This is a genomic window from Mesorhizobium escarrei, assembly GCF_935825525.1.
Classification (GTDB): Bacteria; Pseudomonadota; Alphaproteobacteria; order Rhizobiales; family Rhizobiaceae; genus Mesorhizobium; species Mesorhizobium escarrei.
The window spans coordinates 20,641-43,876 of sequence record NZ_CAKXZT010000173.1; the positions used below are offsets into that span (position 1 = coordinate 20,641).

General features: G+C 59.9%; 19 protein-coding genes and 7 pseudogenes. 9 read left to right on the forward strand and 17 right to left on the reverse strand.

What is annotated here, in order from left to right; all coding sequences use genetic code 11:
* Position 1: 1 nt before the first annotated feature.
* The 10 genes and pseudogenes from nuoK to NMG80_RS37590 all read right to left on the reverse strand — a co-directional run bounded on the left by nuoK (position 2) and on the right by NMG80_RS37590 (position 8,872).
* A complete protein-coding gene (gene nuoK, locus NMG80_RS33275; protein ID WP_254022068.1) occupies positions 2-304 on the reverse strand; it encodes an NADH-quinone oxidoreductase subunit NuoK in 303 nt (100 codons plus the stop codon).
* Positions 304-804, reverse strand: coding sequence for an NADH-quinone oxidoreductase subunit J (locus tag NMG80_RS33280; protein WP_254022069.1), 501 nt, complete (start codon positions 802-804; stop codon positions 304-306). Before NMG80_RS33280 ends, nuoK begins: the two co-directional genes overlap by 1 nt.
* Before the next feature lie 263 nt (positions 805-1,067).
* Positions 1,068-1,499, reverse strand: coding sequence for a CBS domain-containing protein (locus tag NMG80_RS33285; protein ID WP_254022070.1), 432 nt, complete (start codon positions 1,497-1,499; stop codon positions 1,068-1,070).
* Positions 1,500-1,933: 434 nt separating this feature from the next.
* Complete coding sequence (locus tag NMG80_RS33290; protein WP_254022071.1) at positions 1,934-2,989, reverse strand: lipocalin-like domain-containing protein; 1,056 nt, start codon at positions 2,987-2,989, stop codon at positions 1,934-1,936.
* Positions 2,979-5,324, reverse strand: a pseudogene (locus NMG80_RS33295) (FtsX-like permease family protein). The gene NMG80_RS33290 and the pseudogene NMG80_RS33295 overlap by 11 nt, the downstream one beginning before the upstream one ends.
* 108 nt (positions 5,325-5,432) lie before the next feature.
* Entirely contained in the window at positions 5,433-5,726 is a 294-nt protein-coding gene (locus tag NMG80_RS33300) for a DUF1488 family protein (RefSeq protein WP_254022072.1), read from the reverse strand.
* 13 nt (positions 5,727-5,739) lie between these two features.
* Positions 5,740-6,051 carry a hypothetical protein gene (locus tag NMG80_RS33305; protein ID WP_254022073.1) on the reverse strand — a complete coding sequence of 104 codons (312 nt, stop codon included), beginning with the start codon at positions 6,049-6,051 and terminating at the stop codon, positions 5,740-5,742.
* Positions 6,052-7,199: 1,148 nt separating this feature from the next.
* Positions 7,200-7,415 carry a hypothetical protein gene (locus tag NMG80_RS33315; RefSeq protein ID WP_254022074.1) on the reverse strand — a complete coding sequence of 72 codons (216 nt, stop codon included), beginning with the start codon at positions 7,413-7,415 and terminating at the stop codon, positions 7,200-7,202.
* Between the two features lie 718 nt (positions 7,416-8,133).
* A complete protein-coding gene (locus NMG80_RS37585) occupies positions 8,134-8,499 on the reverse strand; it encodes an NADH-quinone oxidoreductase subunit D-related protein (protein ID WP_367186053.1) in 366 nt (121 codons plus the stop codon).
* Positions 8,412-8,872, reverse strand: a pseudogene (locus NMG80_RS37590) (NADH-quinone oxidoreductase subunit D-related protein). Before NMG80_RS37590 ends, NMG80_RS37585 begins: the two are co-directional and overlap by 88 nt.
* Positions 8,873-8,922: 50 nt before the next feature.
* On the opposite strand from NMG80_RS37590, the pseudogene NMG80_RS37595 reads away from it, so the two are divergent.
* The 3 genes and pseudogenes from NMG80_RS37595 to NMG80_RS33330 form a co-directional block, all read left to right on the forward strand.
* Positions 8,923-9,054, forward strand: a pseudogene (locus tag NMG80_RS37595) (protein-L-isoaspartate(D-aspartate) O-methyltransferase); the annotation flags it as partial.
* Positions 9,055-9,714: 660 nt separating this feature from the next.
* Positions 9,715-9,840 (forward strand): annotated as a pseudogene (locus tag NMG80_RS33325) (IS6 family transposase); the annotation flags it as partial.
* A gap of 301 nt (positions 9,841-10,141) precedes the next feature.
* A complete protein-coding gene (locus tag NMG80_RS33330; protein WP_254022075.1) occupies positions 10,142-10,579 on the forward strand; it encodes a hypothetical protein in 438 nt (145 codons plus the stop codon).
* A 118-nt stretch (positions 10,580-10,697) separates the two neighbouring features.
* On the opposite strand, the pseudogene NMG80_RS33335 reads toward NMG80_RS33330, so the two are convergent.
* Positions 10,698-10,953, reverse strand: a pseudogene (locus tag NMG80_RS33335) (hypothetical protein).
* A gap of 531 nt (positions 10,954-11,484) precedes the next feature.
* On the opposite strand from NMG80_RS33335, the gene NMG80_RS33340 reads away from it, so the two are divergent.
* From NMG80_RS33340 to NMG80_RS33350, 3 genes are all read left to right on the forward strand, one after another.
* Positions 11,485-11,799, forward strand: coding sequence for a co-chaperone GroES (locus NMG80_RS33340; protein WP_254022076.1), 315 nt, complete (start codon positions 11,485-11,487; stop codon positions 11,797-11,799).
* 51 nt (positions 11,800-11,850) lie between these two features.
* Positions 11,851-13,494, forward strand: a complete 1,644-nt coding sequence (gene groL, locus NMG80_RS33345; protein ID WP_254022077.1) for a chaperonin GroEL — start codon at positions 11,851-11,853, stop codon at positions 13,492-13,494.
* 166 nt (positions 13,495-13,660) lie between these two features.
* Positions 13,661-14,026, forward strand: a complete 366-nt coding sequence (locus NMG80_RS33350; RefSeq protein WP_254022078.1) for a 4a-hydroxytetrahydrobiopterin dehydratase — start codon at positions 13,661-13,663, stop codon at positions 14,024-14,026.
* A gap of 411 nt (positions 14,027-14,437) precedes the next feature.
* Here the strand turns inward: NMG80_RS33350 and NMG80_RS33355 are convergent, their stop codons facing one another.
* The 3 genes and pseudogenes from NMG80_RS33355 to NMG80_RS33365 all read right to left on the reverse strand — a co-directional run bounded on the left by NMG80_RS33355 (position 14,438) and on the right by NMG80_RS33365 (position 15,658).
* Positions 14,438-14,611: a hypothetical protein gene (locus NMG80_RS33355; RefSeq protein ID WP_167378788.1), complete on the reverse strand. Its 174-nt coding sequence runs from the start codon at positions 14,609-14,611 to the stop codon at positions 14,438-14,440.
* A 101-nt stretch (positions 14,612-14,712) separates the two neighbouring features.
* A pseudogene (locus NMG80_RS33360) lies at positions 14,713-15,164 on the reverse strand (Ros/MucR family transcriptional regulator).
* A 149-nt stretch (positions 15,165-15,313) separates the two neighbouring features.
* Positions 15,314-15,658 (reverse strand): hypothetical protein, encoded by a 345-nt coding sequence (locus tag NMG80_RS33365; protein ID WP_254022079.1) that lies wholly within the window; start codon positions 15,656-15,658, stop codon positions 15,314-15,316.
* Between the two features lie 509 nt (positions 15,659-16,167).
* Between NMG80_RS33365 and NMG80_RS33370 the strand changes: the two genes are divergently transcribed.
* Positions 16,168-16,368, forward strand: a complete 201-nt coding sequence (locus tag NMG80_RS33370; RefSeq protein WP_077380193.1) for a hypothetical protein — start codon at positions 16,168-16,170, stop codon at positions 16,366-16,368.
* Positions 16,369-16,524: 156 nt separating this feature from the next.
* Here NMG80_RS33370 and NMG80_RS33375 read toward each other — a convergent pair.
* A pseudogene (locus NMG80_RS33375) lies at positions 16,525-16,860 on the reverse strand (terminase gpA endonuclease subunit); the annotation flags it as partial.
* 286 nt (positions 16,861-17,146) lie between these two features.
* On the opposite strand from NMG80_RS33375, the gene NMG80_RS33380 reads away from it, so the two are divergent.
* Together NMG80_RS33380 and NMG80_RS33385 are read left to right on the forward strand one after the other, a co-directional pair.
* Positions 17,147-19,165 carry a B12-binding domain-containing radical SAM protein gene (locus NMG80_RS33380; protein WP_254022080.1) on the forward strand — a complete coding sequence of 673 codons (2,019 nt, stop codon included), beginning with the start codon at positions 17,147-17,149 and terminating at the stop codon, positions 19,163-19,165.
* 130 nt (positions 19,166-19,295) lie between these two features.
* Entirely contained in the window at positions 19,296-21,095 is a 1,800-nt protein-coding gene (locus NMG80_RS33385; protein WP_254022081.1) for a S9 family peptidase, read from the forward strand.
* Positions 21,096-21,105: 10 nt separating this feature from the next.
* On the opposite strand, the gene NMG80_RS33390 is transcribed toward NMG80_RS33385, so the two are convergent.
* Positions 21,106-21,660 carry a SagB/ThcOx family dehydrogenase gene (locus NMG80_RS33390; RefSeq protein ID WP_254022082.1) on the reverse strand — a complete coding sequence of 185 codons (555 nt, stop codon included), beginning with the start codon at positions 21,658-21,660 and terminating at the stop codon, positions 21,106-21,108.
* 264 nt (positions 21,661-21,924) lie between these two features.
* Positions 21,925-23,025, reverse strand: coding sequence for a YcaO-like family protein (locus tag NMG80_RS33395; protein WP_254022083.1), 1,101 nt, complete (start codon positions 23,023-23,025; stop codon positions 21,925-21,927).
* Positions 23,026-23,236: the final 211 nt, after the last annotated feature.

The following is a 23,236-nucleotide window of genomic DNA, read 5'->3' on the forward strand; positions in this document are numbered from 1 at the left end:
GCTATCCTTTCATCATGGTCACGTCGTCGACCTTGAGAGTGGACTTGTTCCTTACGAGGGCAACCAAGATGCCGAGGGCGACGGCAACCTCCGCCGCGGTGATTGCGATGACGAAGATCGCGAATATCTGCCCGCGGAAATCGTCGTAGTAATGCCCGAAAGCGATGAAATTAATGTTGACCGAGTTGAGCAGGAGCTCCAGCGACATCAGCACGACCAGGATATTGCGTCTAAGCAGTACGCCTGCTGCTCCGATCACGAACAGGACCACTCCGAGCAAAATGTACCACCAGAGCGGAACCATCACCCCTGCTCCTTCCGCGCCAGCACGATGGCGCCGACCAGGGCGGCCAGCAGGATGACAGAGGCGGCTTCAAACGGCAGGAGATAGTCGGCGAAAAGTGTCGTGCTGAGTTGCCTGATCTGATCGCCGCCGCGCACAATGACGGGCTCCGTGACCGAAAAGCGGTCGCTCCAGAGCACCAGCACAAGCATCTCCACCCCAAGCAGGACAAGCAGCACCAGAGCCGGCAGGTTGCCGCCCGGCAAGAACCGCTGCAACACCGCTTCGCGCACATCGATCATCATGATCACGAACAGGAACAGGACCATGATTGCGCCGACATAGACGAAGATCTGGATGACAGCGAGCAACGGCGCCTCGAGCAAGACGAAGATTGCCGAGATCTGCAGGAAACACGCCATCAGCGCCAATGCGCTGTGAACCGGATTCCGCGCCAGGACCACGGTCAGTGCCGTGATCACGGACGCCGCAGCGAACAGAAGAAAGAACGCCTGATCCATCGACGCCGGCCCTCCGCCGCGATCTGTCACTCGGCGCAAGACGGCCGGATTTGAGATAGCTGCGCACTTCAGATGCGTCTACAAATTGTGCCCTAGTATCGGATTTTTCTCAAGATTGCATGGTTTGGCGCTACGTTATGCCCAAGTCGCAACATCTGATACGGTGTGCGATACCGCAGCCTGCTTATCCGTTGTTCAGGCTGCCGAAGGAGGTCCGGCACGGGTTCAGAAACCCAGAAAAAAGGACGTCGCCTTTGGCGAGCTTACCCCGCCCAGATGTAGTGAATAATCTCTTCGGCCTCGCGCTCGACCTCCTCGATGCGCTTCTTCACCACGTCGCCGATCGAGACAATGCCGTCGAGTTGGCCGTTCTTCACCACGGGCAGGTGGCGGAAGCGGCCTGTGGTCATGATCTCCATGACTTGGTTGATCGTGTGGTTCTCGGTGCAGAGGTTGACCTTGGCGGTCATTGCGTGACGGACACTCTGCTCCAGGGCCGCAGCCCCATGCTTGTTCATGGCGCAGACGATGTCGCGCTCGGACACGATGCCGACCACCTTGCGATCGCCATTGGTAACGACCAGTGCGCCGATCCTGTGCTCAGCGAGCCTGTTGATCGCCACGGTGAGCGTCTCGTCCGGGCCGATCGTCTCGACGGCTCGACCCTTGTCCTCGAGAATCGCTTTGACGTTCATGGCTTCCTCCAAGCGCTGCTACGCTCTAGCCCTACGCCCCGTCTCCCTCTCGGTGCATTTTCTGCCCCATCGTGCGCCGCGCGCCTTGATATTTCAAGTCCGACTTGCGCGCCCAGGCCACAGTGCTTCCTGGCGGTAGGCCTTCATGATTGGCTCACACATACCGCCGCCTGCTACCGGGGTCGCCTTGCCGGTGGCGCCAGTCGATCTCTGTTGCCAGCCGCCGGGTAACGGCTGTCGCGTGGCGGCACCAAGGCGGTCAGAACCCGGACTGACGCCGGAGCCATTTTTCCGACTCTTTGCCGACAAAAATCCAACAATATCATGCCGTTAAACGTCTAAAATGGTAGAGGGAAGGGCGCTGGAAACTAACCTTCTCCATTTTCGGCAATTCGCCAACCGTCGCGATCTCGCGATCGAGCAGCGTCCTCCAGTCACTCATAGCCTGTCATCTCGAGATAGCCGCGCCCGGCATGGGTGCCCTCAAATCGGATCGGGCCTTCCCAATAGGGAAAGCGTGTGTCCATCCAGGCTTCTGGGTTTAGCGTCCGGATGGTCACATCCACCCCTTTTTCCGACAATTGCACCCTCCAGCGGATCGGCACGCTACGTCCCGCGACTGCCGCCGTTTCGAGCGGCGTCACCCTTAGCGCGCCGGGGGCCTGCGGCTGCGGCCTGCCGTCGGCCTTGATCCATGTGGCCGATGTAAAGCCCGCGCCTCTGTCGCGCAGGCGAAAGCCCATCATCTTTTCGCCGCTGTCGAAATGCAAGGAGAACCAGTCCCACCCGGTCTGATCCTCAGCCAGCGGCTGCGAGGACCATTCGTGGTCCAACCACGCCTGACCGGACACCGCAATCACGCCCGCCGGAAGGGTCAGTGTACCGGTCACGTGGTAGAATGGTTGCGAGTAGTAATAGCTCGCCTGCCCCTTCTCGGATTTCACCGAGTAGCCCTGCACTCCCTGCGGCACCAGAGGGCCTTTGGCGTCCAGCGCCAGTTCATAGGAAAACGCCTGTCCCGCCGCGTGCAGATCGAGCGCCGACAGCGCATCCGCCTCTGGCAGGGCCCGGCCTGCCATCTGCCAGTTGTCAATCCACGCCGCAAAGGGCGCAGCCGTAACCCCCGCCTGGCCGATGCCGCCCCGTGCCAGCCGTTCGGCCACGAATTGGTGCGTTCGCGTCGTCAGCCCGGCATGGCCCATCCAAAGCTGCGGACTGGACCAGCCGGACCGCTCCACCGGGGCGAGGGCGGATCGGAAAAGAGTCCATTGCACGCCATAGTCCGCTCCATCCGCAGCTTGCAGGTTGGCGGTCAAATACCACCATTCGATCCGGTAACCGGGGTGCGGGCCGTGGTCTGCCGGAAAGTTGAATGCAGTCCCCGGCTGCGGCACTGAAAACCCGTCAGCCTCTGTGCCAAGCCCAGCAAAACCCTGGCCAAAGGCAGGTGCGGCCAAGCACATGTAGATCAGCAATGCTCTAACGCTCATGTGCAAATACCTTCAGCAATTTCGATGGTGAAAGGCGCGCCAGCCGCCAGGCAGGCACGGCGGCTGCAAGTCCGGCCGCCAGCAGCGCGAGCGCCGTCAGCCGCGCCCAGTCACCGGGAAAAAGATGCATCGGCAGGCGCCAGCCAAAAGCCTCCACATTCACCACCACCAGTAGAACAAAGGCGAGCGCAATACCCACAGGCACAGCGGCCAGCATGGTCAAGGCTGCCAACAGCAAGCCGCGCGAAAGCTCCAACCATGCGAGGTGGCGGCGGGTCAGACCCATGGCCCAGACCGGCGCCAGTTGCGGCAGGCGCATCCCCGACAGGGTTATGAGGCTCGCAAACATCGCCAGCCCTGCGACTCCCAGCGTCAGAAAATTCAGCGCGGCTGTCACGTTGAATGTGCGCTCAAACACTTTGAGCGAAAAGGCCTTGATCCCGGCCTGGTTAATCACGTTCTGCGCGGGCAGCCCGAATTCCGCCCGCAAATCCCTTCCCAGTGCTTCGGCCTTGCCGGGGGCAATTGGAATGGCATAGCGCAGGCGGGGGACGTCCGGGTAGTGCTGGACCAGTGTGTCGATCCCGATGATTATCTGGCCAATCGGGTTGCCATAGTCGGCATAGACGCCGGCGATGCTGGCCCGCCAGCCACCGGGCAGCGTGATCTGGTCCCCCAAGCCCAACCCTCGGCGCCGCGCCAGTTGTTCGTTGATCAGGGCGCCGTCGCCTGCGGCGATCCGGTCCCACACCTCCGGCACTGCAGATAGGATCGGCCAGTTGTCGCGATAGGTGGCATGATCGGCCACGCCGTATATTGCCGCGGGCTGGCCTGCGACCCGGCCCTCAATGCTCCAAATCGGCAGGACCGCGTCGCTGCGCTGGGCCAGCCAGTCGTGTATCAGCGTGGCCTCTGTTTCAGTGCGCGCGGTTACGTAAAGCCTCGGAGGCTAGACGCTGATCGAGCCAGCCGCTGAAGGTCAGCCGAAAGCTCCCCACCATCGTGCTGACGCCCACATTGGCGGCCAGCGCAAGCAGCAGTGCCATTAGCGCCAATGACAGGCCGGGAAGCTGTTGACGCGTGTCGGCCCAAAACCATTCAGCCAATGGTCCACGCGCCAAGCGGCTGCCAAGGTGCAATATCCCCGTCAGCACGAGCGGCAGCATCAGTGCCGCCCCAACAGCAGTGCCGCCAGAAGCGCAAAGCCCGCCTCGAAGCCGGATCCGAAGTGTGCAATTCCCGCCGCCGTCAACAGGAGCACCATCGCAGCCACGCCTTGCGCGCGCAGTCCCCGTTCCGAAGCCCGCGCCCAGGCCCGAGGCTGGGCCGGTGCAAGCAGCGGCAGGTGCCATAAGCGCCAGAGGCTCTGCGCGGCCGCCACCAGCGTGCCGATTACCGCGATGGCCAGCCCCGCTGCCCACACTGCGGGGCGGATCGACAGCGTTCCCGGCACATCGGCCCCGTAAAGCCCGCGCAGGGTGGCGGCGACGTCGGGCAAAAGGGCCGAGGCGACTACATAGCCAAGTGCCACGCCCACCAGCCCCGCGAGGAGGGCGAAGGTCAGCAGCTCGGCGATCAGCAAAAGGACCAGCACGCGGGCCGGCAAGCCCAGTGCGCGCAGCGTGCGAAACACCGGGCGGCGCTGTTCAAAAGCCAGACCGATGGCGGAATGCACGATGAAGAGCCCCACCGCAAAGGCAAGAAAACCGAAAGCCGTCAGGTTCAGGTGAAAACTGTCGGTCAGCCTGGCAAGATCTCCCGTTTCGCTCGGCTCGCGCAGGGTCAGGCCGGGGGCTGTCACCTTTAGAGGGGCACGGCCAATCGGTTGGTCCGGCCAGAGCAAAAGACGAGAGATCTTGTCCTTTGCCCCAAGCAGGACCTGCGCCTGCCCGATGTCGGTGAGGACAGTGCCAGGCGGCAAACCCTCGGCCACGCGCACGGGAGGTGTCGCTTGCTCGGTTAGTCGTGCCGCGGTTTCCGGGGCTGCATAGAGCACACCGGGCGCCGTGATGAACGGCAATAACTGGTCACCCGCCGCAATATCCACCTGCTGCGCCTGCGGCGGCAAAGTCAGTGGGTCAATGCCAAGGACGCGCAACCGCACGTCCCCAAACCGCATTTCACCTTCAATCACCGGCGAAGCCAGCCAGCCTGCTCGCCGCAGTCTCACAAACTCCTGTTGATCCATCCGGGCCCCGTCCTCACGCACCAGTTGCGCGAGCCGGTCCTGCCCAAGGATCGCCGCTGCACGGTCATAGCTCGCCCGCGCCTCACCGTTGATCGCCTGAACCGCTGACCACAGCGCCGTTGCCAGCGATAGCCCCAAAAGCAGCATCGCCAATTGGACAGGCCGCCTGCGCCAGTGAGACAAGAGCGCTGAACGTAGTCCCCAACCATGTCGAAACCGCACAACGCTCCGCGGTCGCAGGGATAAGCCGATCCCTTACGGGAACGCTTTGCTCGTCCGCTGTTCGAAGCGTTGAGGTCTTCTGGGCTGGTACACGTTCTTGCGGCCGTGGGAGTAAACTTTCCGCGCGACATCACGAATGGAGTCCGGTGGTGCATCGAAGGACGCCAAATAACCCGCTTCGGCTGTGGCTGCTTCCGGTTTTGCGTTCGCGAGCGCTTCGATCTCAATCAAGAACAGCATTTCAAACATGCCATTGTAGCCGAGAAAATGGAGGTATTGTCCGGCCTCGTCGTAGCTGCGGCTTCGGTTCGGAAAAGTCAGCGCCAAGGTTGAACATACCTCAAGCCGTTAAGAACCGCGTAGCGAACGTCTGTTGCAGGCTCGCGGCCTTGCGTCTCTTCGCATTGTGCGCGTTCAAAATTATCATTCTGGTAGTGGCATCTGTTTTGCTGAGCCCAGCCATGGATCGGCTTCCCATATCTGCCGGCGCCCCGGTGAAGACATGATAGATCGTCCATGACCCGTCCGGCTCTATGCGCCGGCCGTAGTCATGATTCATATCGTATCGATCCAAGGCTCCGCCTTCGTTCTCCCAAATGCTGATATCAACAGCATCGCGATTTTCGCGGGCTTTGTCGTTGGTGTCGTTCATGGCGGTGCACCTCTTGGGTGGGCTAGTCAAAATCTATATGGCGGAGCTGGACTGGCGGCCTCCAGCGAAGCCCGCGCCCTGGAAGCGCCACTCCAGGACGTTTGGCCGCCCGTCATGACCGACGTCTGGACTTACCAGGTGATGCCGAAAAGCGCCGAATAGACAATGATGCCTATAGCAATCGTGACCGACGCTCTTACGAATAAGCTCTTGTAGTCGTAAAGGTAAACCTGAGCAGGGATATAGGTTTTCACAGCGGCCTCCTTTGTTTTGTTATTTTTCGGCCAGAAAATCACCCTATCACATAAGGAGCATCCAAAATAGTTTTTTTGGAGCTTTCCTGGCGGAAGTGGCTTAGCGGCCAAAACAGGGCATTCGGCAGCTAGCGGTTCTCCAGACAAGCGGCAGTTAAACCGCAATTGGCGCATACCGTTCGTGTACCGTTCTTTTGGCCATGCTTGCTATCGCGGCGTCACAGGCTCTCGACCCGCCAACTCCCCAAATCATCGATTTTGAAAGGGCTGCGTCGCTTCGCGAGCGCAATAATCTGCTCTTTCCAGGGATATGCAAATGAACACCCGCACAAAGCACACGACCGTGAAATTCACGGCACCATTCTCGCTGGGAGGCGTCGATGAGTTTCAGCCGCCGGGCGATTATGCAATCGATGAGGACGACGACTGATCGACGGGATTTCCTGGCTCGCCTACCGGCGTGTCGCCACCTTCATCCATATTCCCGCCGACTCCTCGACCCTCTATCTCGCGAGCCAGCTTGTGGGTATCGACCATCACGAACTCGAAGCTGCGTTAGAGCAGGATCAGGAACAGGCGCTAGGCACAATCAGGAGGATCCAGCAATGAACGTTCATCGTTTCGCCGTCGGGCAGTCGGTCAGATGCTATGGTCAAAAAGATAGCCAAGGCCGCACATACTAGTGAGCGGCGAGACGAGAAACCATCGGGACAGAAGTAATGTCTGGATCTTTCGAGAAGGGGTATTTGGACGGTTGGAAGACGGTTTCGCCCGGCATCCCAAGCCACTCCATCCCCGCAGGCAAGACCGAATACCAAGCCGGGTTTGACCGAGGCGTTGAAGATGCGAAGGCACGGAAGCGGCCTACCAAACCCTAGTAGGCCCGCCATTCCCCTACGGCTGGGTAGCGTGGCAACCCCGCATCATCCGGCTAATCAGGTGTTTGTCGGCGTTCTCTTGGCCGGTGAGTTCGCGCACCAGATTCTTGGCGTGCTGAATCCTGTGCGCTTTGGTTACCCGTCCTTCCTCGACCGAAGCCTTGAAGGCATCGCACAGAATGTCAAAGTCGTGAGCGGAGATAAATCCGTCTGAGCGGCTGTCGTTTTCCATCACATAACTCCCATAGGGGCGGGAGTACGATCTACGCTCTCAAGCGCCAGCGCCCGTTCAGTGGCCAGCGACATTGGGAATGTACGCTTTCGACAATCCATTAGCGAGTCATTATGTACCGGCCTGTCACCGGCATTGGTGAATCCGTTCGCCGGGAAGGCACAAAAAACCCGCTTCCAGAGGATGCTTGAAAGCGGCTTCGTAGCCACCGGACGCGGCGGGGGGCCGCCCGGGCTCTATCAACATATGCGCGAAGTGTTGGTTCCAGGGCGGGTAGCGTTTGGCTCGTGTCTAGCCTTCCACACTCTGCGCGCCGATGGCGCTTGCAAGGACGACGGGAGAACACCATCTAAAGTTGATAGCGAACAAGCTGGAAACGTCGGTTCGAGTCCGGCGGCTCCGACCAATCGGGGTTTCGTCTAGGGGTTAGGACGCCACACTTGATAAACGCCGCTCCCTTCCGGTCGAGCGGCGTTTTCGTATCTTCTGTAAAAAGCGAACGAACGGCCCGCCTTGTGAAAGGGCGAGCCGTTCTTTTCGGGTTTGTCATTCCCTTGCGGCTGGATAGGGTCAACTTGGCCTGCTGCCTGTCCAATGAACCGGCAGCAGGCCAGAGAGACCCACTCCGGCGGGCTTTTTTTGTGCGCGACTTCGATAAACCACGGATGATCCTGCGATTGTAGGCCTATCTTCCAGCAGCCGAGATGTGCAACTCGGCTTAACGATCGATCTCTCCGAACACGATGTCGAGCGAACCAATGATCGCGGAGACATCGGCGATAATGTGGCCCCGACACAAGAAATCCATTGCCTGCAGATGGGCGAAGGAGCGTGCTCGGATCTTGCACCGGTACGGAACATTGCTGCCATCGGAAATCAGATAAACGCCGAACTCACCCTTCGGTGCTTCGACCGCAGCGTATACCTCTCCGGCGGGCACGTGATGCCCTTCCGTGTAAAGTTTGAAATGATGGATCGTCGCTTCCATCGAGCGTTTCATCTCGGCACGCGACGGTGGCGTGATCTTTTGATTTGGAAGTGCGACCGGCCCCGGCCTTCCGGTGAACGCAGCTTTCCCAGACATTGCTTCATGATCCGAACCGATTGGCGCATTTCCTCCATGCGGACGAGATAGCGGTCATAGCAGTCCCCGTTCTTGCCGACAGGAATATCAAAATCCATCTCAGGATAGCATTCGTAGGGCTGCGCCTTGCGCAATCCCAAGCGGCGCCCGATCCGCGCACCATGACGCCCGAGAAGCCCCAAGCCCAGGCATCGTCGAGGCTGATCAAGCCTATATCGACGTTGCGCTGCTTGAAGATACGGTTGTCGGTGAGCAATCCTTCGAGATTGTCGCAAACCTTGAGGAACGGATCGCAGAAATCCCAGATGTCGTCCAGAAGCTTCGGAGGCAGATCTTGATGGACGCCGCCGACCCGAAAATAGTTCGCATGCATGCGGGCGCCGGAGGCCCGCTCGTAGAAAACCAAAAGCAGCTCAAGCCAGGGGACGCCTGATTCTGCCTGTGGGATCTGAAGAAGTACAGTTGCTGACTGTCATCGACAAGGATGCGGCAGGGCAACTCGAGGTTCTGGAACTCATCCCGGTTCAGTTCAGCCGGCTCGAAACGGTCACATGAGGGGTGCGGCTGCGCGAAGCCGTGGCGGAAGATCAGGATAACGCGCGCCGCATCGATCACACGGGCGCTGGATGGCATCGCCGATCTTTTGACATCCATGCCGCTACGCTAACTCTCGAGCAGGCCTGCAGCTGCCCGTCGCAGCCGCTGGCGATCATGCCGGCGCGGTCGTATTGCGCGCTTCTCAAAGAGCTTTATCCAGCCTACTGTGTGCCTACCAGAGGGCAAATGGGTCGCTCATCTGGGAATTGACGGCCAAACGCTCAAGGAATTCGCCCAGTGGCCAACACGTAGCGGGCAGGAGGTAACGATGGATCTCAAAGACAGGCGCCTCTGGTACGGCGTGGTAGCCGTGATCGTGGTATTGGTCGTGATTGCGTATGCGGCTGGTTGGTTTGGCGGCACACCGATACCAGCGCCGCAGCAGTGAGAGCGATCGTCATTCTCGCTTGGCGGCAGCTGACTGCTCAGTCTCTAAAGGTCGAAGGAAGGGATCCCTGATTGGCTGTTTCGCTGGTTCGGCTACCATCCTGACGACGCACAGCCTGGACCGTTTTTGAGATAGCTTCCGCTCAACCTGTTGGACGGACCGGTTCCTGGATCGCGTGCAATTCGCAACACTCCGCCATCGGGCCGGGTAACTTCGATAATGATTTCGACACGGACAAACTGCGATCCTACGGAGTAGCCAGGCGCCAGGTCATGCCGGAAGTCGTACACTGGAGCCACAAGGGCCCCAACGACCGGGCGGAGAACTCGAATGAGCCTGGCCTTCGGCGGTTTCGAAGCTAAGCTGCCACTCCCTTGATCCCGCTGCCCGGCCACCAATGGAGCCGGGCCACTCCAGCACAGACTCTGCCCGTCGATCACCTCGATCGGCAGGGACTCCAGACCGACATCGTCGAACAGCCGCGCATTTTACCGCGTTCGCAAATTAACGGCCGGATCTTTGCGAAGCCTCCACATCTTCGTGAACGAAGCCCTCCAGGCATCATCGTGATTGGACTTCACTATCCGTTGGAGTCACGCTCGCCTCAGGTAGTAGTAGGAAATGGTGGACCAACTATCGTCCGAATAGGAGGCCAACATGAAGCACCAAACTCTGGAGCAATTGCAGGTCGTGGCCGAGGTGGATCAGGGCTACTCGCGCCAGGCCATGTCGCGCAGCGAACGTCTTGAACGCTGGGCGCAGCTCCTTGAACGGAACCCTGACCGGCGCCTCTCGACGCTGCACCAGACCGAGTATCAGCCGGTTAGAGCACGCGCGGCCATGCGCGGCGACGGCTCGCCGATCTCAGTCGCTTTCGAGGATCCTGTCCTTCGCGCCGCCGGGTTGGAAAACGACAACTACGGCGAAGCGAAGCGGTTCTTCGAACTGACCGACGGGCAATTGCATGAGATCATCTGCTATTGCCATTTCGGCGCGACGGTGAACGCCGTAACGGCCGCCCGTCACATCCGTGCGGCGATTGCCGGGAGACAGCCAGGCATGTTCGCTCGGATGCGTGAGGCGTTCGTCGGATAAAGCCGGAGCCGTTTCGCAGCATCATTTTTGAACCGGCTCGCATGGAAAGCCGCCGCAGCGCAGGCAAGCGCTCCCCACGCGGGGAGGCCGCGTTGCATGAGGGATGGTGCGGTCATGATTATCCAAGGTCCTTTTCGAGAGCGGCGTCGAGGTCTGCTGGGCTGAGCTGCACCATCTGTTGCGTCGAACTTTGGCCGAACTCTGCAGGGCGATTGCCGGCAGGTGAATGAGCGCGCCGACGCGTCGCCAGGCAAGCCTGGAGGATCCCCTCAATCGATCGACGCGTAGTCTCCGGCAGGTTGCGACGCCTCAAAACCCGGCAGCCGGAACGCGGATGAAAAGTGAACGACGGTCTGCGTGGTGCGACTGGTCATGAGTGCGGCTTTCCGCAGGAGCACGCCGACGCCCTCCTGCATCTTTTCCATCCGAACCGGAAAGGTCCCAATGCTGCCAGTACATCCGTGGTCAGCGCCGTGGATTCACAGCCTCGAACAGAGCGACATGCGCGCCGGATAGGCGCTATACATTCGCTGTCGAAAATTCGGTGCTTCATGGCGGGTCGAAGGTCGCGGACCTATGTCGATCGGGACCGCGAAAGCCAAATCGGATAAATCCACGCGACCTATATATATGTCTCGATGCACTTTCAATAAAGGCTAAATAGGTTGGTTTGTAATTTTCGGATTAATAAAGCCTCTTGTCGGCAAAAATGAAAAAGTATGAATTACAATAATTGCTTATTGCTCCGCCTTTCGGATGGCCAAAGGGCCGGTAGCAATGACTGATTAACATTTCAATATTTTCGGCTTGAGGAATTAAAAAATTGGCACTCCTATCATTCGAGTGCCAAAGGGGCTATGCTATAGCTGCAGTCGCTCTATGTGCGGCGGCAGAAAGAACCCCCAATGAAATTCCAGCCACTTCACGACCGCGTCGTCATTCGGCGCGCTGAAGGCGATACCAAATCCAAGGGCGGAATCATCATTCCCGACACCGCCAAGGAAAAGCCGCAGGAAGGCGAAGTGATCGCCGTCGGCCCGGGCTCGCGTGACGAAAGCGGAAAGCTGATCCCGCTCGACGTCAAAGCCGGCGATCTCATCCTGTTCGGCAAATGGTCCGGCACCGAGGTCAAGATCGACGGCGAGGATCTCCTGATCATGAAGGAGAGCGACATTTTGGGCATCGTCGAGAAGACCAAAGCGGCCGAGAAAGCCGCCTGACTGGGGGATTTCCGCTCTCCTAATTTCTAGACTGAACTGGGACGAAAAATCATGTCTGCCAGGGAAATCAAATTCTCTACCGATGCCCGCGACCGCATGCTGCGCGGCCTCGAAATTCTGAACAACGCCGTCAAGGTGACGCTCGGCCCCAAAGGCCGCAACGTCGTCATCGACAAGGCCTATGGCGCGCCGCGTATTACCAAGGACGGCGTCGCCGTCGCAAAGGAGATCGAGCTTTCCGACAAGTTCGAGAACATGGGCGCGCAGATGGTGCGCGAAGTGGCCTCGAAGACCAACGACCTTGCCGGTGACGGCACCACCACCGCGACCGTGCTTGCCGCGTCCATCCTGCGTGAAGGAACGAAGTTCGTGGCCGCCGGTATGAATCCGATGGATTTGAAACGCGGCATCGACCTCGCTGTTGCCGCAGTGGTGAAGAACATTCAAGCCCGCGCCAAGAAGGTCAAGTCATCGGACGAGATCGCCCAAGTTGGTACGATCGCCGCCAATGGCGACGCGTCGGTCGGCGAGATGATCGCCAACGCGATGAAGAAGGTCGGCAATGAAGGCGTCATTACGGTGGAGGAAGCCAAGACCGCCGACACGGAACTCGATGTCGTCGAGGGTATGCAGTTCGACCGCGGCTATCTTTCTCCCTACTTCGTCACCAATGCCGAAAAGATGCGGGTGGAACTGGAGGATCCCTACATCCTCATTCACGAGAAGAAGCTCGGCAATCTGCAGGCGCTGCTGCCGATCCTCGAAGCCGTGGTTCAAAGCGGCAAGCCGCTGCTGATCATCTCCGAGGATGTCGAGGGCGAGGCGCTGGCCACCTTGGTCGTCAACAAGCTGCGGGGCGGCCTGAAGGTCGCGGCGGTCAAGGCTCCGGGCTTCGGCGACCGCCGCAAGTCGATGTTGGAAGACATCGCGATCCTGACTGCCGGACAGCTGATCTCCGAAGACCTCGGCATCAAGCTCGAGAATGTCACGATCGAGATGCTCGGACGCGCCAAGCGCGTGCTGATCGAGAAAGACACGACGACAATCATCGACGGCGCCGCCAAGAAGCCGGAAATTGCGGCCCGTGTGTCGCAGATCAAGGCGCAGATCGAGGAAACCACTTCGGACTACGACAAGGAAAAGCTGCAGGAACGGCTGGCGAAGCTCTCCGGCGGCGTCGCCGTCATTCGCGTCGGCGGCGCGACTGAGACGGAAGTCAAGGAAAAGAAAGACCGCATCGATGATGCGCTGAACGCGACCCGCGCCGCGGTCGAGGAAGGCATCGTTGCCGGCGGCGGCGTGGCGCTTTTGCGCGCCAAGGCAGTTTTGACTGAGCTTACTGGGGCGAATGCAGACATGACGGCAGGTATTTCGATTGTGCTGAGAGCGCTTGAGGCCCCCATCCGGCAGATTGCCGAGAATTCCGGCGTCGAAGGTTCGATCGTCGTGGGAAAACTGATGGACACAAAGGACCCCAATCAGGGCTTCGATGCGCAGACCGAGCGTTACGTCGACATGATCAAGGCCGGCATTGTCGATCCCGCCAAGGTTGTTCGAACGGCCCTTGAGGACGCCGGTTCCATCGCCGGGCTTCTGATAACCGCCGAGGCAATGGTCGCGGACATTCCGCTGAAGGATGCGCCAGCTATGGGTGGCGCAGGAGGTATGGGCGGAATGGGCGGAATGGACTACTGAGCGGCGCCTGAAACTATAGCCAGGACGACGGAAGGCCAGCGACGCGGGCACATGCGAGCCGATATCTCGGCGATCATCGGTTCGCTCGACATCGTGTTCGAGGAGATCGATCGATAGGCTCGTCGCTGTCGTATTTGCTGCTAAAAATCGTCTTGGAGACAAGGACATGACCGACACTCTTGCCGAGAAAACATGTACGCCTTGTCGCGGCGGCGTCCCGCCGCTCACGCGTGATGAAGCCCAACGCTTCCAGGCTCAGGCTCCTGATTGGGAGCTGGGTGACGATGCCCACCGCATCCAGCGGAGCTTTCGATGCCGCAATTTCGGGGACGCGCTCGCCCTTGTTCAGGAGATCGGTGAGCTCGCCGAAACCGAGGGCCATCACCCCGACATCAGCTTCGGCTGGGGTTATGTGACGGTTTGCCTGAGCACCAAGAAGATCAAAGGTCTGCACGAGAACGATTTCATCATGGCGAGCAAGATCGACCGGGTGTTCGATCGCTCGGGCCGGCCCCTCGACCGCCAGCGGTGACACGGCAAAATCCATTGCCAATCAAGCGAGGTCGTTATGCCACACATCCGAACCGACAATCAGCCCGTAACTCAGATCACGGTTATCGAGCCCGAGCCGGGAAGCAGGCCCAAACTCCTATATGCTTAGCGCAATGCATAGGTGGTTTCATGGCGCAGTTCTGCCGATTTGTTAACGTGGATACACAGACCATCGTTTGGGGGACCCCCGAACAAATTCGGTTTATGCGACCGGACGCGACACATACGACTACGCACATAATCTTCGATGAGGGACATACCCTCAAGGTCGACGGAGCTATCGAAAGCACCATGAAGGCCCTCAAAGATGCCGACCGGACCTAAAGGCCAGAAGCGCCCAGTCATTGCGCGGTCGCGGAAATAAACCTGTCGGCAAAAGCGGGCGGCTTAGTCATTCAACGTCCGGAGCGTGTCGGCTGCTGCCGTTGTTTCGATCTTTGGCGCGGTTTACCTTTTCACGGAAAGCAGCCAGTAGATCAGCCGGGGCATCTAGGTCATTGATCGAAGCGAAGAAGGCAGCAACCATCGCGGCTAATTGATCGTCCGCCTTGCCGTTGTCGTTCATCCCTGGGCAGTGGCTGCCGCTCCATTTGTTCCATCTCCAGCGTGGAAACTTAGCACATGACCGCGATTGAGTCGCGCTCAACGCGGCCACATTGGAGGACCTTACGCTTTTGCTTTCCGTTTTGCAGGCACCTTCTCGACAGGCGCGGCAGCCTTGCGGCCTAGCCCAATAGACTTCGCCAGTTCCGAGCGCTGGGCGGCGTAGTTGGGCGCCGTCATAAGGTAGTCCCCCGGCAAGTCCCACTTGCTTCGATATTCGGCGGGGGTCATGCCATGGTGGGTGGCTAGATGCCGCTTGAGCGATTTGAATTTCTTGCCGTCTTCAAGGCAGGCAATGAAGTCTGGGGTAACCGATTTCTTCGGATTGACGGCGGGGACGAGCGGCCGCTGTTCAACTATCGTCGGCTGGCTAAGATCGAAAGCGACGAGTGAACTGATGCTATCAGATCCGGCAGTCCAGCGACGGGCACCGAGTTGTTGCTCACGAACGCAGCTACAACATCGGCAGTAAGTTCAGCTATCTCGGCAGCGCGACGGTCGGCTTCTTCGGTCAATTCATCAAATCCTTTTGCTGTTCCTAACCGAGACTAGGCGAGGCGTTGGTGGACGTCGTGCTCGGCTCGGCGCCGTGCCATGACTGCCTGCTGTTTAACACGCAGTTGTGTCGTGGCGGTATGCGGTAGTAGCGGCCACTTCCGGAAAGCTAGAAGCCCCGCTTCTTTAGGGTTTTTCGCTGAGGGAAGCGTAGCGGCGACATCGACGGGTGATCCGCAGGGGAGGGAGCAGCGTCAGAGGCCAGCGATGCGGCTTGCTCGGCACGAGACGACGGCAGGCCACCCTCACCAAGCCACTCGTCGTAGTGATGGTCTAAGGCCAACAACAACTCGTCTGGCTTATCCATGCCGCTTCGGAATAACTCGATGATGTGACGGCCAATACGCTCCCTGGCCGGATCGCCAACTGCTATCCCCGCCTGATGGCAATATTCGTCCACCACTGTGGCCAGCATTGAAAGCTGCGTTGGATCCGCTACCCGGTTGAAGGTCAAATCGCTTCTCCCTTGTTGGGCGAAAGCGTGATCGACTCTTCCAATCGCCGGCTTGCCATGAAGGTCACGGCGACCCTCCGCATATAGTGTGTCGGTTCCGTACATACGAGTCGATTCTACCTGCGCTGCCCGTTTAATAACTCGGCGCCAATTCGCGCCTACCTCGTCGTGAACGCTGGCCTGATCGCGGGTTATCAAACTAGGTCCAGATGATAAAAAAACCCGCTGCCGGAGGGGGAGGGCAGCGGGTTTGATTTAAGCTCACCACAGGGGGGCGTGGTTAGCTTGGCACCGGCATCGTACCTGGGAGAGGAGCCAGCGGCTGCGACCGGCGGCTGGCTGGCCTGCTCGACGAGTTCGCCATGCGGCATGGATGTCAAGAGATCATGCTTCGCGGACGGGGATTTTTCATCGCGATCCGCAGAGAGCACATCCCGCACCGCGCCGTTGTCGCTTCCGGCCCCGCTCCTATATGCTTAGGGCAATGCATAGGAGCAGGAGCAGGGGCAATGAGTTATTCCATAAAGCTCGGTAAGGAGCCGAACGTCCTGATGGTCAATGACTTGTCCAGCAGGCAGGCCGTAAACCAAGCGCGCGAACTCAAAGCGGGGAATATCAAATTCCACATCTATGCCAGCGACGGCACTTTGACCGAACTGGATGATCTTGAGCGTGCCGTGGAGGGCGACGACGTTGCCAAGCCAACCTAAAGGCCAGAAGCGCCCAGCCGACGTGATCGGCAACGCCGTCCGCGTCACGCGCATTGCGACCGGCGAGGAAGCCGACGACGTTATTGACGACGGCAAAGACCCTGCCGCAAAGGCGCTTGGCGCAAGGCGCGAAATTGCGCGTGACATTGGCGACGTTTTCGGAGGCTGCCAGCTGCGGCCGAGGACTTCGTCGAACGCCTTCCAGCAGGCTTCGTCTCCCGGACCGCCGTCTAGCACGATGTGCTCGATCAGCCAGCTTTCCAGACTGCGGCCCCATGCCCAGACGTCAACCTCAATGCGATCCTTCTGGATGTCGGCGCCGGCGGTAAGGAACAGGCCACCGGCAGGAACGCTGCCCGCTTGCCATTGCTCGCGCCGGTCATGGAGGCGCTGCCAATCCGGCGCCTCGCCGGTCTCGACCCAAGCCTCGCCGAGAACGGTGTTGCGGAAGGCCTTAAGCGACTCGTCCGACCCCTGAGCCGAATGATATATTAGAAATCTTGAGAAAAAATTGAGATAAAATCGCCTTCGTTTTTACATATGCTATAGATAGAATTTGAAATTCTTTGACTATCGAATGCACATGCGGTAAAGTTATTCTCCAAGATTAAGTAGAGATGTTGAGATCAATTCGTCCACCGACTCGGAACGCTCACGGTGAGTGAGCGCGTTACTGCGTCGGCATGACAAGTAAGAATTTGGTCGGGCCGGACCTGGCGAAGCTCGACCGGTGCATTTGTCCTTGAAATGAAGTTGTCACTGCTCGCGGCTTATGCGGATGAAAATACTCCTGACGTCGATCTCCATAGAATTCCCGCTTGCGACCTATGGCCTTGCCGCCGAATTGCGGCGTAACAGCCAGCTCGCCGCCTGTCAGGTGGAAATGATCGACCTCGATTGGGCGTGCCTTTCCCACTACGAGCGCAAAAACTCGGAAATCTGGCGCTACCTGGCGAAAATCAACGCCGTGAAGCCCGACATCGTCTGCTTCTCGATCTATCTGTGGAACAACCTCGCCTACCGCGAGCTTGCCACGATCACCCGAAGGCTGTTCCCGACCATCAAGATCGTCGCCGGCGGGCCTGAATTGGCGACGCCCGAGGCGGCGGAACCCTGGCTTGCTTCCCGTGACGTGGACGTGGTGGTGCGGGGTGAGGGCGAACGGACCCTCGGCGAAGTTGTCTTGCGAACTGCGGAGCAAGACACTCCGCGCGGTATCCCGGGCACGAGTTTTCTCGGCGACCGCCTCGTCGTACACGAGAAACCAAGCGCGCCCATCCGGGCACTGGACGAGCTTGAATCGCCCTTCCTGGCGGGCGCCGTTCCAATCGAGCTGTTTGACCGGTCGGGTGCCTCGCTGGCGCGCTACCCCAGGGTTCTGCTGGAGACCTATCGCGGCTGCTACATGAAGTGCGCCTATTGCCAATGGGGCAACGGATCAAACACGCGCTTTGCCTTTCCAATGGATCGCCTGCACCGCGAACTCACTTGGCTTCTCTCACACAATGTCGGCGCCATTTTCATCATTGACGCCATGTTCGGATACAAGAAGCAAGGCGCGATCGAACTGCTCGAATACATCGTTCAGGAGAAAAAGCGGCTCGGAGCCTCGACCAAATTCAACGTCTATCACAATCAGGATTTTTTCGACGACCGGCTGTTCGACCTCTACCGCGAAGCGGACGTCCATGTGGAGATCGACCTCCAGAGCACCAATCCGGATGTGCTCGAAAAGCTTGGGCGCGGACGTTGGAAGACCGACAGCTTCGAGCGCCACCTTGCGGCGATCCAGAAAAAGAATGTTCCGACGACGGGCGCGGCGGACCTCATCATCGGCATACCGGGCGATAATCTGAAATCGTTCGAGGATTCTGTGGACTACCTGCTGGGCAAGCACATGCGGGTCAATCTCTACCAAGCCTCCATTCTGCCCGACACCGACTGGGCGCGGCGGGCAGGCGATGGAAAAACGGCGCACTCGCCCTTGCCGCCGCGCGCGATCTTCGAGAGCGCCGATTTCCCCCTCAACGATATGATCGCGGCGCGGCTGATCGGCCACGGGACCGATTTCTTCAACAGCTTCCCCCACACGGCCACGCTGCTCTCGAAGGGCTGGTTCGAGCGTCCCGTCGATCTTTGCCGTGCGCTGGGTGCCCTTGTCTTCAAAAACCACGACCTCATGTATGGTGAAAGCCATCAATACGAGGGCGTGATGCAGGCCTATCTTTCAAGTCTGCCCGACACCATCAGGGCGCTGTGCCCAGACAAACGCAAGGCCGAGATCCTGGTTGAACTTGCCAGCTTCGAAGGCATCCTCGCGGCTCTGAAATGGAAGCGGGGCGGCACCGTTCTATCCCCAGTCCGGGGCTGGCATGTCGAAGCGGACCAATGGCTGACGCAGACGCCGCTCTATCGGCGGGAGGGCGTGACAGAAATGGAATTCCGCTTCGCCGTCGGCCAGCTTGCCATGGACTGCGACCGGCTGCCCGACCCGGCGCTCCTGGATTCGGTCGCAGAGCGGCGCCACGCACTCCTGTTCTTCAACGACAGCCGGCCACGCCATTTCATGATCGACACCGGTTTCACCGCACCTTTGCTACACCGCCTCAATGGCTATTTCACTGTCGCGGAGGCGCTCGCGAATCTCGCGGTTCCCCTTCCGGACATGGCGCCTGTCTGGACGATCCTGTCGCTGCTGTCGGAAGCGGGCCTGATCGTACCCAGTCATCCGGGGACCCAGATCGGGCACAGGGCGCCTAAGGCCGATCCGGTACCGGCCATGGCGGCAACCGCGTAGCGTGGCCAACAAAGGCGAAATTGCTCCCGCTTTGCTGGCGCGAAAGGTCGTGTTTGCCGATCCACTCCGATCGCATCTGCGACTGAGCGACGACGGCACCCGGATCGCTTGGCTCCAGAACGAAGGAGGGATGTTGAGCGTGATGGTGGCGGAGGCGCTTGATACGGCATCCGCCAGGCGCCTGACGGGCGGACCTGTCCGCCCCGTTTCGCCGGCGCTGTTTTGGGCGGCGGACGGACGGCATGTCGTCGTCTTTCGCGATTCTGCCGGTGATGAGAACTATCAGGCATTCAGCATCGACGTGGACACGGGAGCGGAGATCGCGCTGACGCCTGGTGGCGGTACGCGAACGCTTTTCAATCGAACCTCGCCACGTATTCCTTCCGACATCCTGTTCAGTGTCAACGACAGGAACCGGCAAAGCTTTGACCTCGTTCGGGTCAACGCAACGACGGGTCGGCGGATGACAGTGTTCGAGAATCCCGGCTTCAGCCGGCTGCATGCCGACGCCGGCCTCGCTGTGTGCTTCGGCGAGCGGGTGCGGCAGGACGGGTCGATCGAAGTCCTCAAGCGACAAGGGGATGGGGAATGGGTTCCCTTTCTTGAAATACCTCCAGAGGATTCCCTGGCCACGCATATAGATGGCTTGAGTGCCGACGGTGAGGTGGTGTTCCTGCTCGATTCGCGCGGCCGCGATCGCACTGCCCTCGTCGCGATCGATGCACGAACCGCGGTATCGACGGTTCTGGCTGCCGACAGCGAGGCCGATATCGCGGAAGTCGTCTACGATCCCGATACGGGCTGGCCTCTTGCCGCGGCCGCGCTGGCCGCAAGACGCCGCTGGCACTCTATCGATGCAACATTCAGCGCCGACCTCGCGCGGCAGCTCGAGGACGCTGCCGGTCTCGATCTGGTGATCGTGGGCGTCAGCGCCGGGAGACGGCGCATGGTGATCCGCCTCGAAGCGAGCGACGCTCCCGCACAGTGGCGCGTGTTCGATCGCGGCAAGCGGCGCACGCTTCAACTCTTCCCCGAGCGGGACGATCTTGAAGGCATGCCGCTGAGGGCGATGTTGCCCGTTGCGATACGCTCGAGAGATGGTCTGACGCTGCCCGCCTATATCACCGTTCCGGCCGGTCGCGCGCGCCGCTCGCCGCTGGTTATCGTCGTCCACGGCGGGCCTTACGACCGAGACGACTGGGGTTTCTCGCCCTTGCATCAATGGCTGGCGAGCCGCGGCTATGCCGTACTGAGCGTCAATTTCCGCGGGTCGACCGGCTTCGGCAAAGCCTTCACCAATGCGGCTGATCGCGAGTGGGGCGGCCGCATGCAGGATGATCTGGACGACGGCGTCGCATGGGCGGTGAAGGAGGGCATTGCCGATCCCGACCGGGTCGGGTTCTTTGGAGCTAGCTATGGCGGCTACGCCGCCCTGATGGCCGCGGCGAAGAGTCCCGATCTCTATAGTTGCTTCATCGATATCTGCGGCCCTTCGAATCTTCTGTCCTTCATCGAGCGAATACCGCCTTACTGGCACAGCTGGTTCGCCATGATCCTACGCCGGCTGGCGGACCCCGAGACCACGCAAGGACGAAAATGGCTCCAGGAACGCTCGCCGCTTGTTCATGTCGAGCAAATGATCCGTCCGATGTTGATTGCGCAAGGACTGCGCGACGTTCGCGTCAATCCTGCCGAGTCAAGGAACATCGCGCACGCCCTGCTGCGAAGGAACGTACCGGTGACCTTGGTCACGTTTCCCGATGAAGGCCATTTCCTGGTAGGCCAGCGCAATCGTATCGCTCTGATGGCCGTCGTGGAACAATTCCTGGCCTGTCATCTCGGTGGCTTACACGAGCCGTTGGGTGATGATCTGCTGGGGTCAAGCCTCACAGTCGAGATCGGCGGCGAGTGGCTAAGGCCGCTTTCCTAGATGGCGATTTTTAGCCGTCGACTTTGTCGAGCGAGCCGATGAGCGCTGCGTAGAGTACCGCTTCCTCAACGCCGTCAACGTCAAGCAGATCGTTCAGCTCGTCGTCGACGAAACCACCCACGGGACATACGCCAAGGCGAAGCGCGGTCGCCGCAAGGCAGATGTTCTGCATGACGTGACCCGCTTCCAACAACGAAAAACGATACGCCCGCTCACCGTATTTGATCTTCGAGCGGCCGAATACCGCCGTCAGGATGAAGACGGCCGCAGCGTTGTCGACTGCATCGGGAATGAACACCGCCTTCTTTACCGATGCCAGGCCGTCCGCTCGGCCAAGTTCACACAGGGCATGCGAGCGCGGATCGTAGTGATAAAGACCGGCTGGCAACTGCTCCACACGAGCGGCCATCACATAGAGTTCGAGTGGATAGAGCCCGCCGCCTGACGGCACGCAGCGTCTGTGTCCCTTGTCCGGCGTGCCCAGCGCGTAAAACGCCAGCTCCGATATGCACTGGAGATCAATCTCCTGACCCGAGTAGCTGCGCCCCGATCGGCGCGACGTCATGATATCCCAGATACTATCCGCCTCAGCCGCGCTTGGATCGGGCAAGGCAACGCGGGGAGCATAGATGTATCGCTTGAATCCCGACGGAGCGACGAGAGCAGATTGCGGGCTCTGCGCAATCCGCGGCGCGGATCGGCTGATCCTGCTGTTCTCATGAAACAGCTCCGAGACGGAGAACAGATTGCGTTCGCCTAGAAGCCGGCCTCGGATTTTGGATATGTCAGTTCCATGAGGATTGGGCATGGGTGACCTTTGCGAGATCGACTAGGGGAAAGGATGCGGGTGGAGGTTGATTCGCTCGCTCGCACGATCGACATATTCGGCGCTGGTGGCGCGAACACTGATCCTGTGCAGGCCGCTGCCAAAGTAGAGCGGCTGCGCACCTGGAATGATCGCGCGGAATACATGCAGCCCGCACTCCCTGATATCCGGGGAGGTCACATCGACTGCAATGACTTCCAGCCCGGCGCGCGCGATGCGTTCGACACAATGCGTAATCGAATCGAGTATGTCGGCAGGCCCGTCCGGGTCTTGCGGTATCCCTGTCTCACAAGAAGAGGAAAGGACGAATTCGAAGGCCTGGCGGTTTTCCGGCAAGAGGGGCCATAGAACGTGCTCCTCGATCTGCGCAATGTCCTCAAGCGAGGGGTTGGGCAGGTGCGTCCGCTTGTCAATAAGGCTGTTCACCCACAACAGGCATTGTGCCAGTTCGGTGAGCGCACCAACGGCCGCGCGGCTGGCGACCAGATTGGCGCATGAGGAAAACGTCGCGCCGCGCTTTCCGGCCATGGGTACATCGGAGACGGCAACATAGGTTGGAATCGCAAGATCAGTCGTGACGTCGAGCAAGGTGACGTTGCCTTCAATCGGTCCGAAGCGGGCAAGGGTCTCCTGTACCACCTTGGGGGTCCGCAAGTCGATGACGGCCTTCGGCGGACGACGGCTTTGAAGCCACATGAGCATCGCGGCGTCGCGTTCCACGACCTCGCAGATGGCCGAAAGGATCGCTTCCTCCGCCGTGTTGCCGCAGGCCAGACCCGTCGTGATCTGTTGCACCACCGGCGCTTCTCCAGTGCGACCTATATACGGTTGATAGACCGCGAATGCCGGAACGAGGATCGGCTGTTTGCGCGTGAGCGAGAAGCCGATGATCCAGCCGATCGTGTCATCAGGCCGCAGGGCGCGATAGCCGAAGCCGGGCCGTGCCAACTGGACCTCGTCATACAGCGAGAGCGACCAGGGCGAAACCGCGGTAGCCGACACGACGCTGATGGGGCGATAAATGATCTCGTCGTAGGGAACATAGGCGGCGGAATACCGTTCGACCGCCTCGCCGATCGCCCCGACAAGCGCCTGGTCGCGCACGAGTGACGTGGAGCCGCTGATCGGGCTTTCGGAGGGAAATCCGAAACGGCTGTAGTCGCTGGACAGAGCTCCGCAACCGAATATCCTTGGCGAGTCGGGCGCGCATGGCGCCTCATGCAGGATCTTGACGATCCCTGTCTCATCGTCGACCAGCCTGAGCGCCTTGCGCAGGGTGTCTTCGATCGGCGATTGCAAGTGGTGGTGAAGCTGC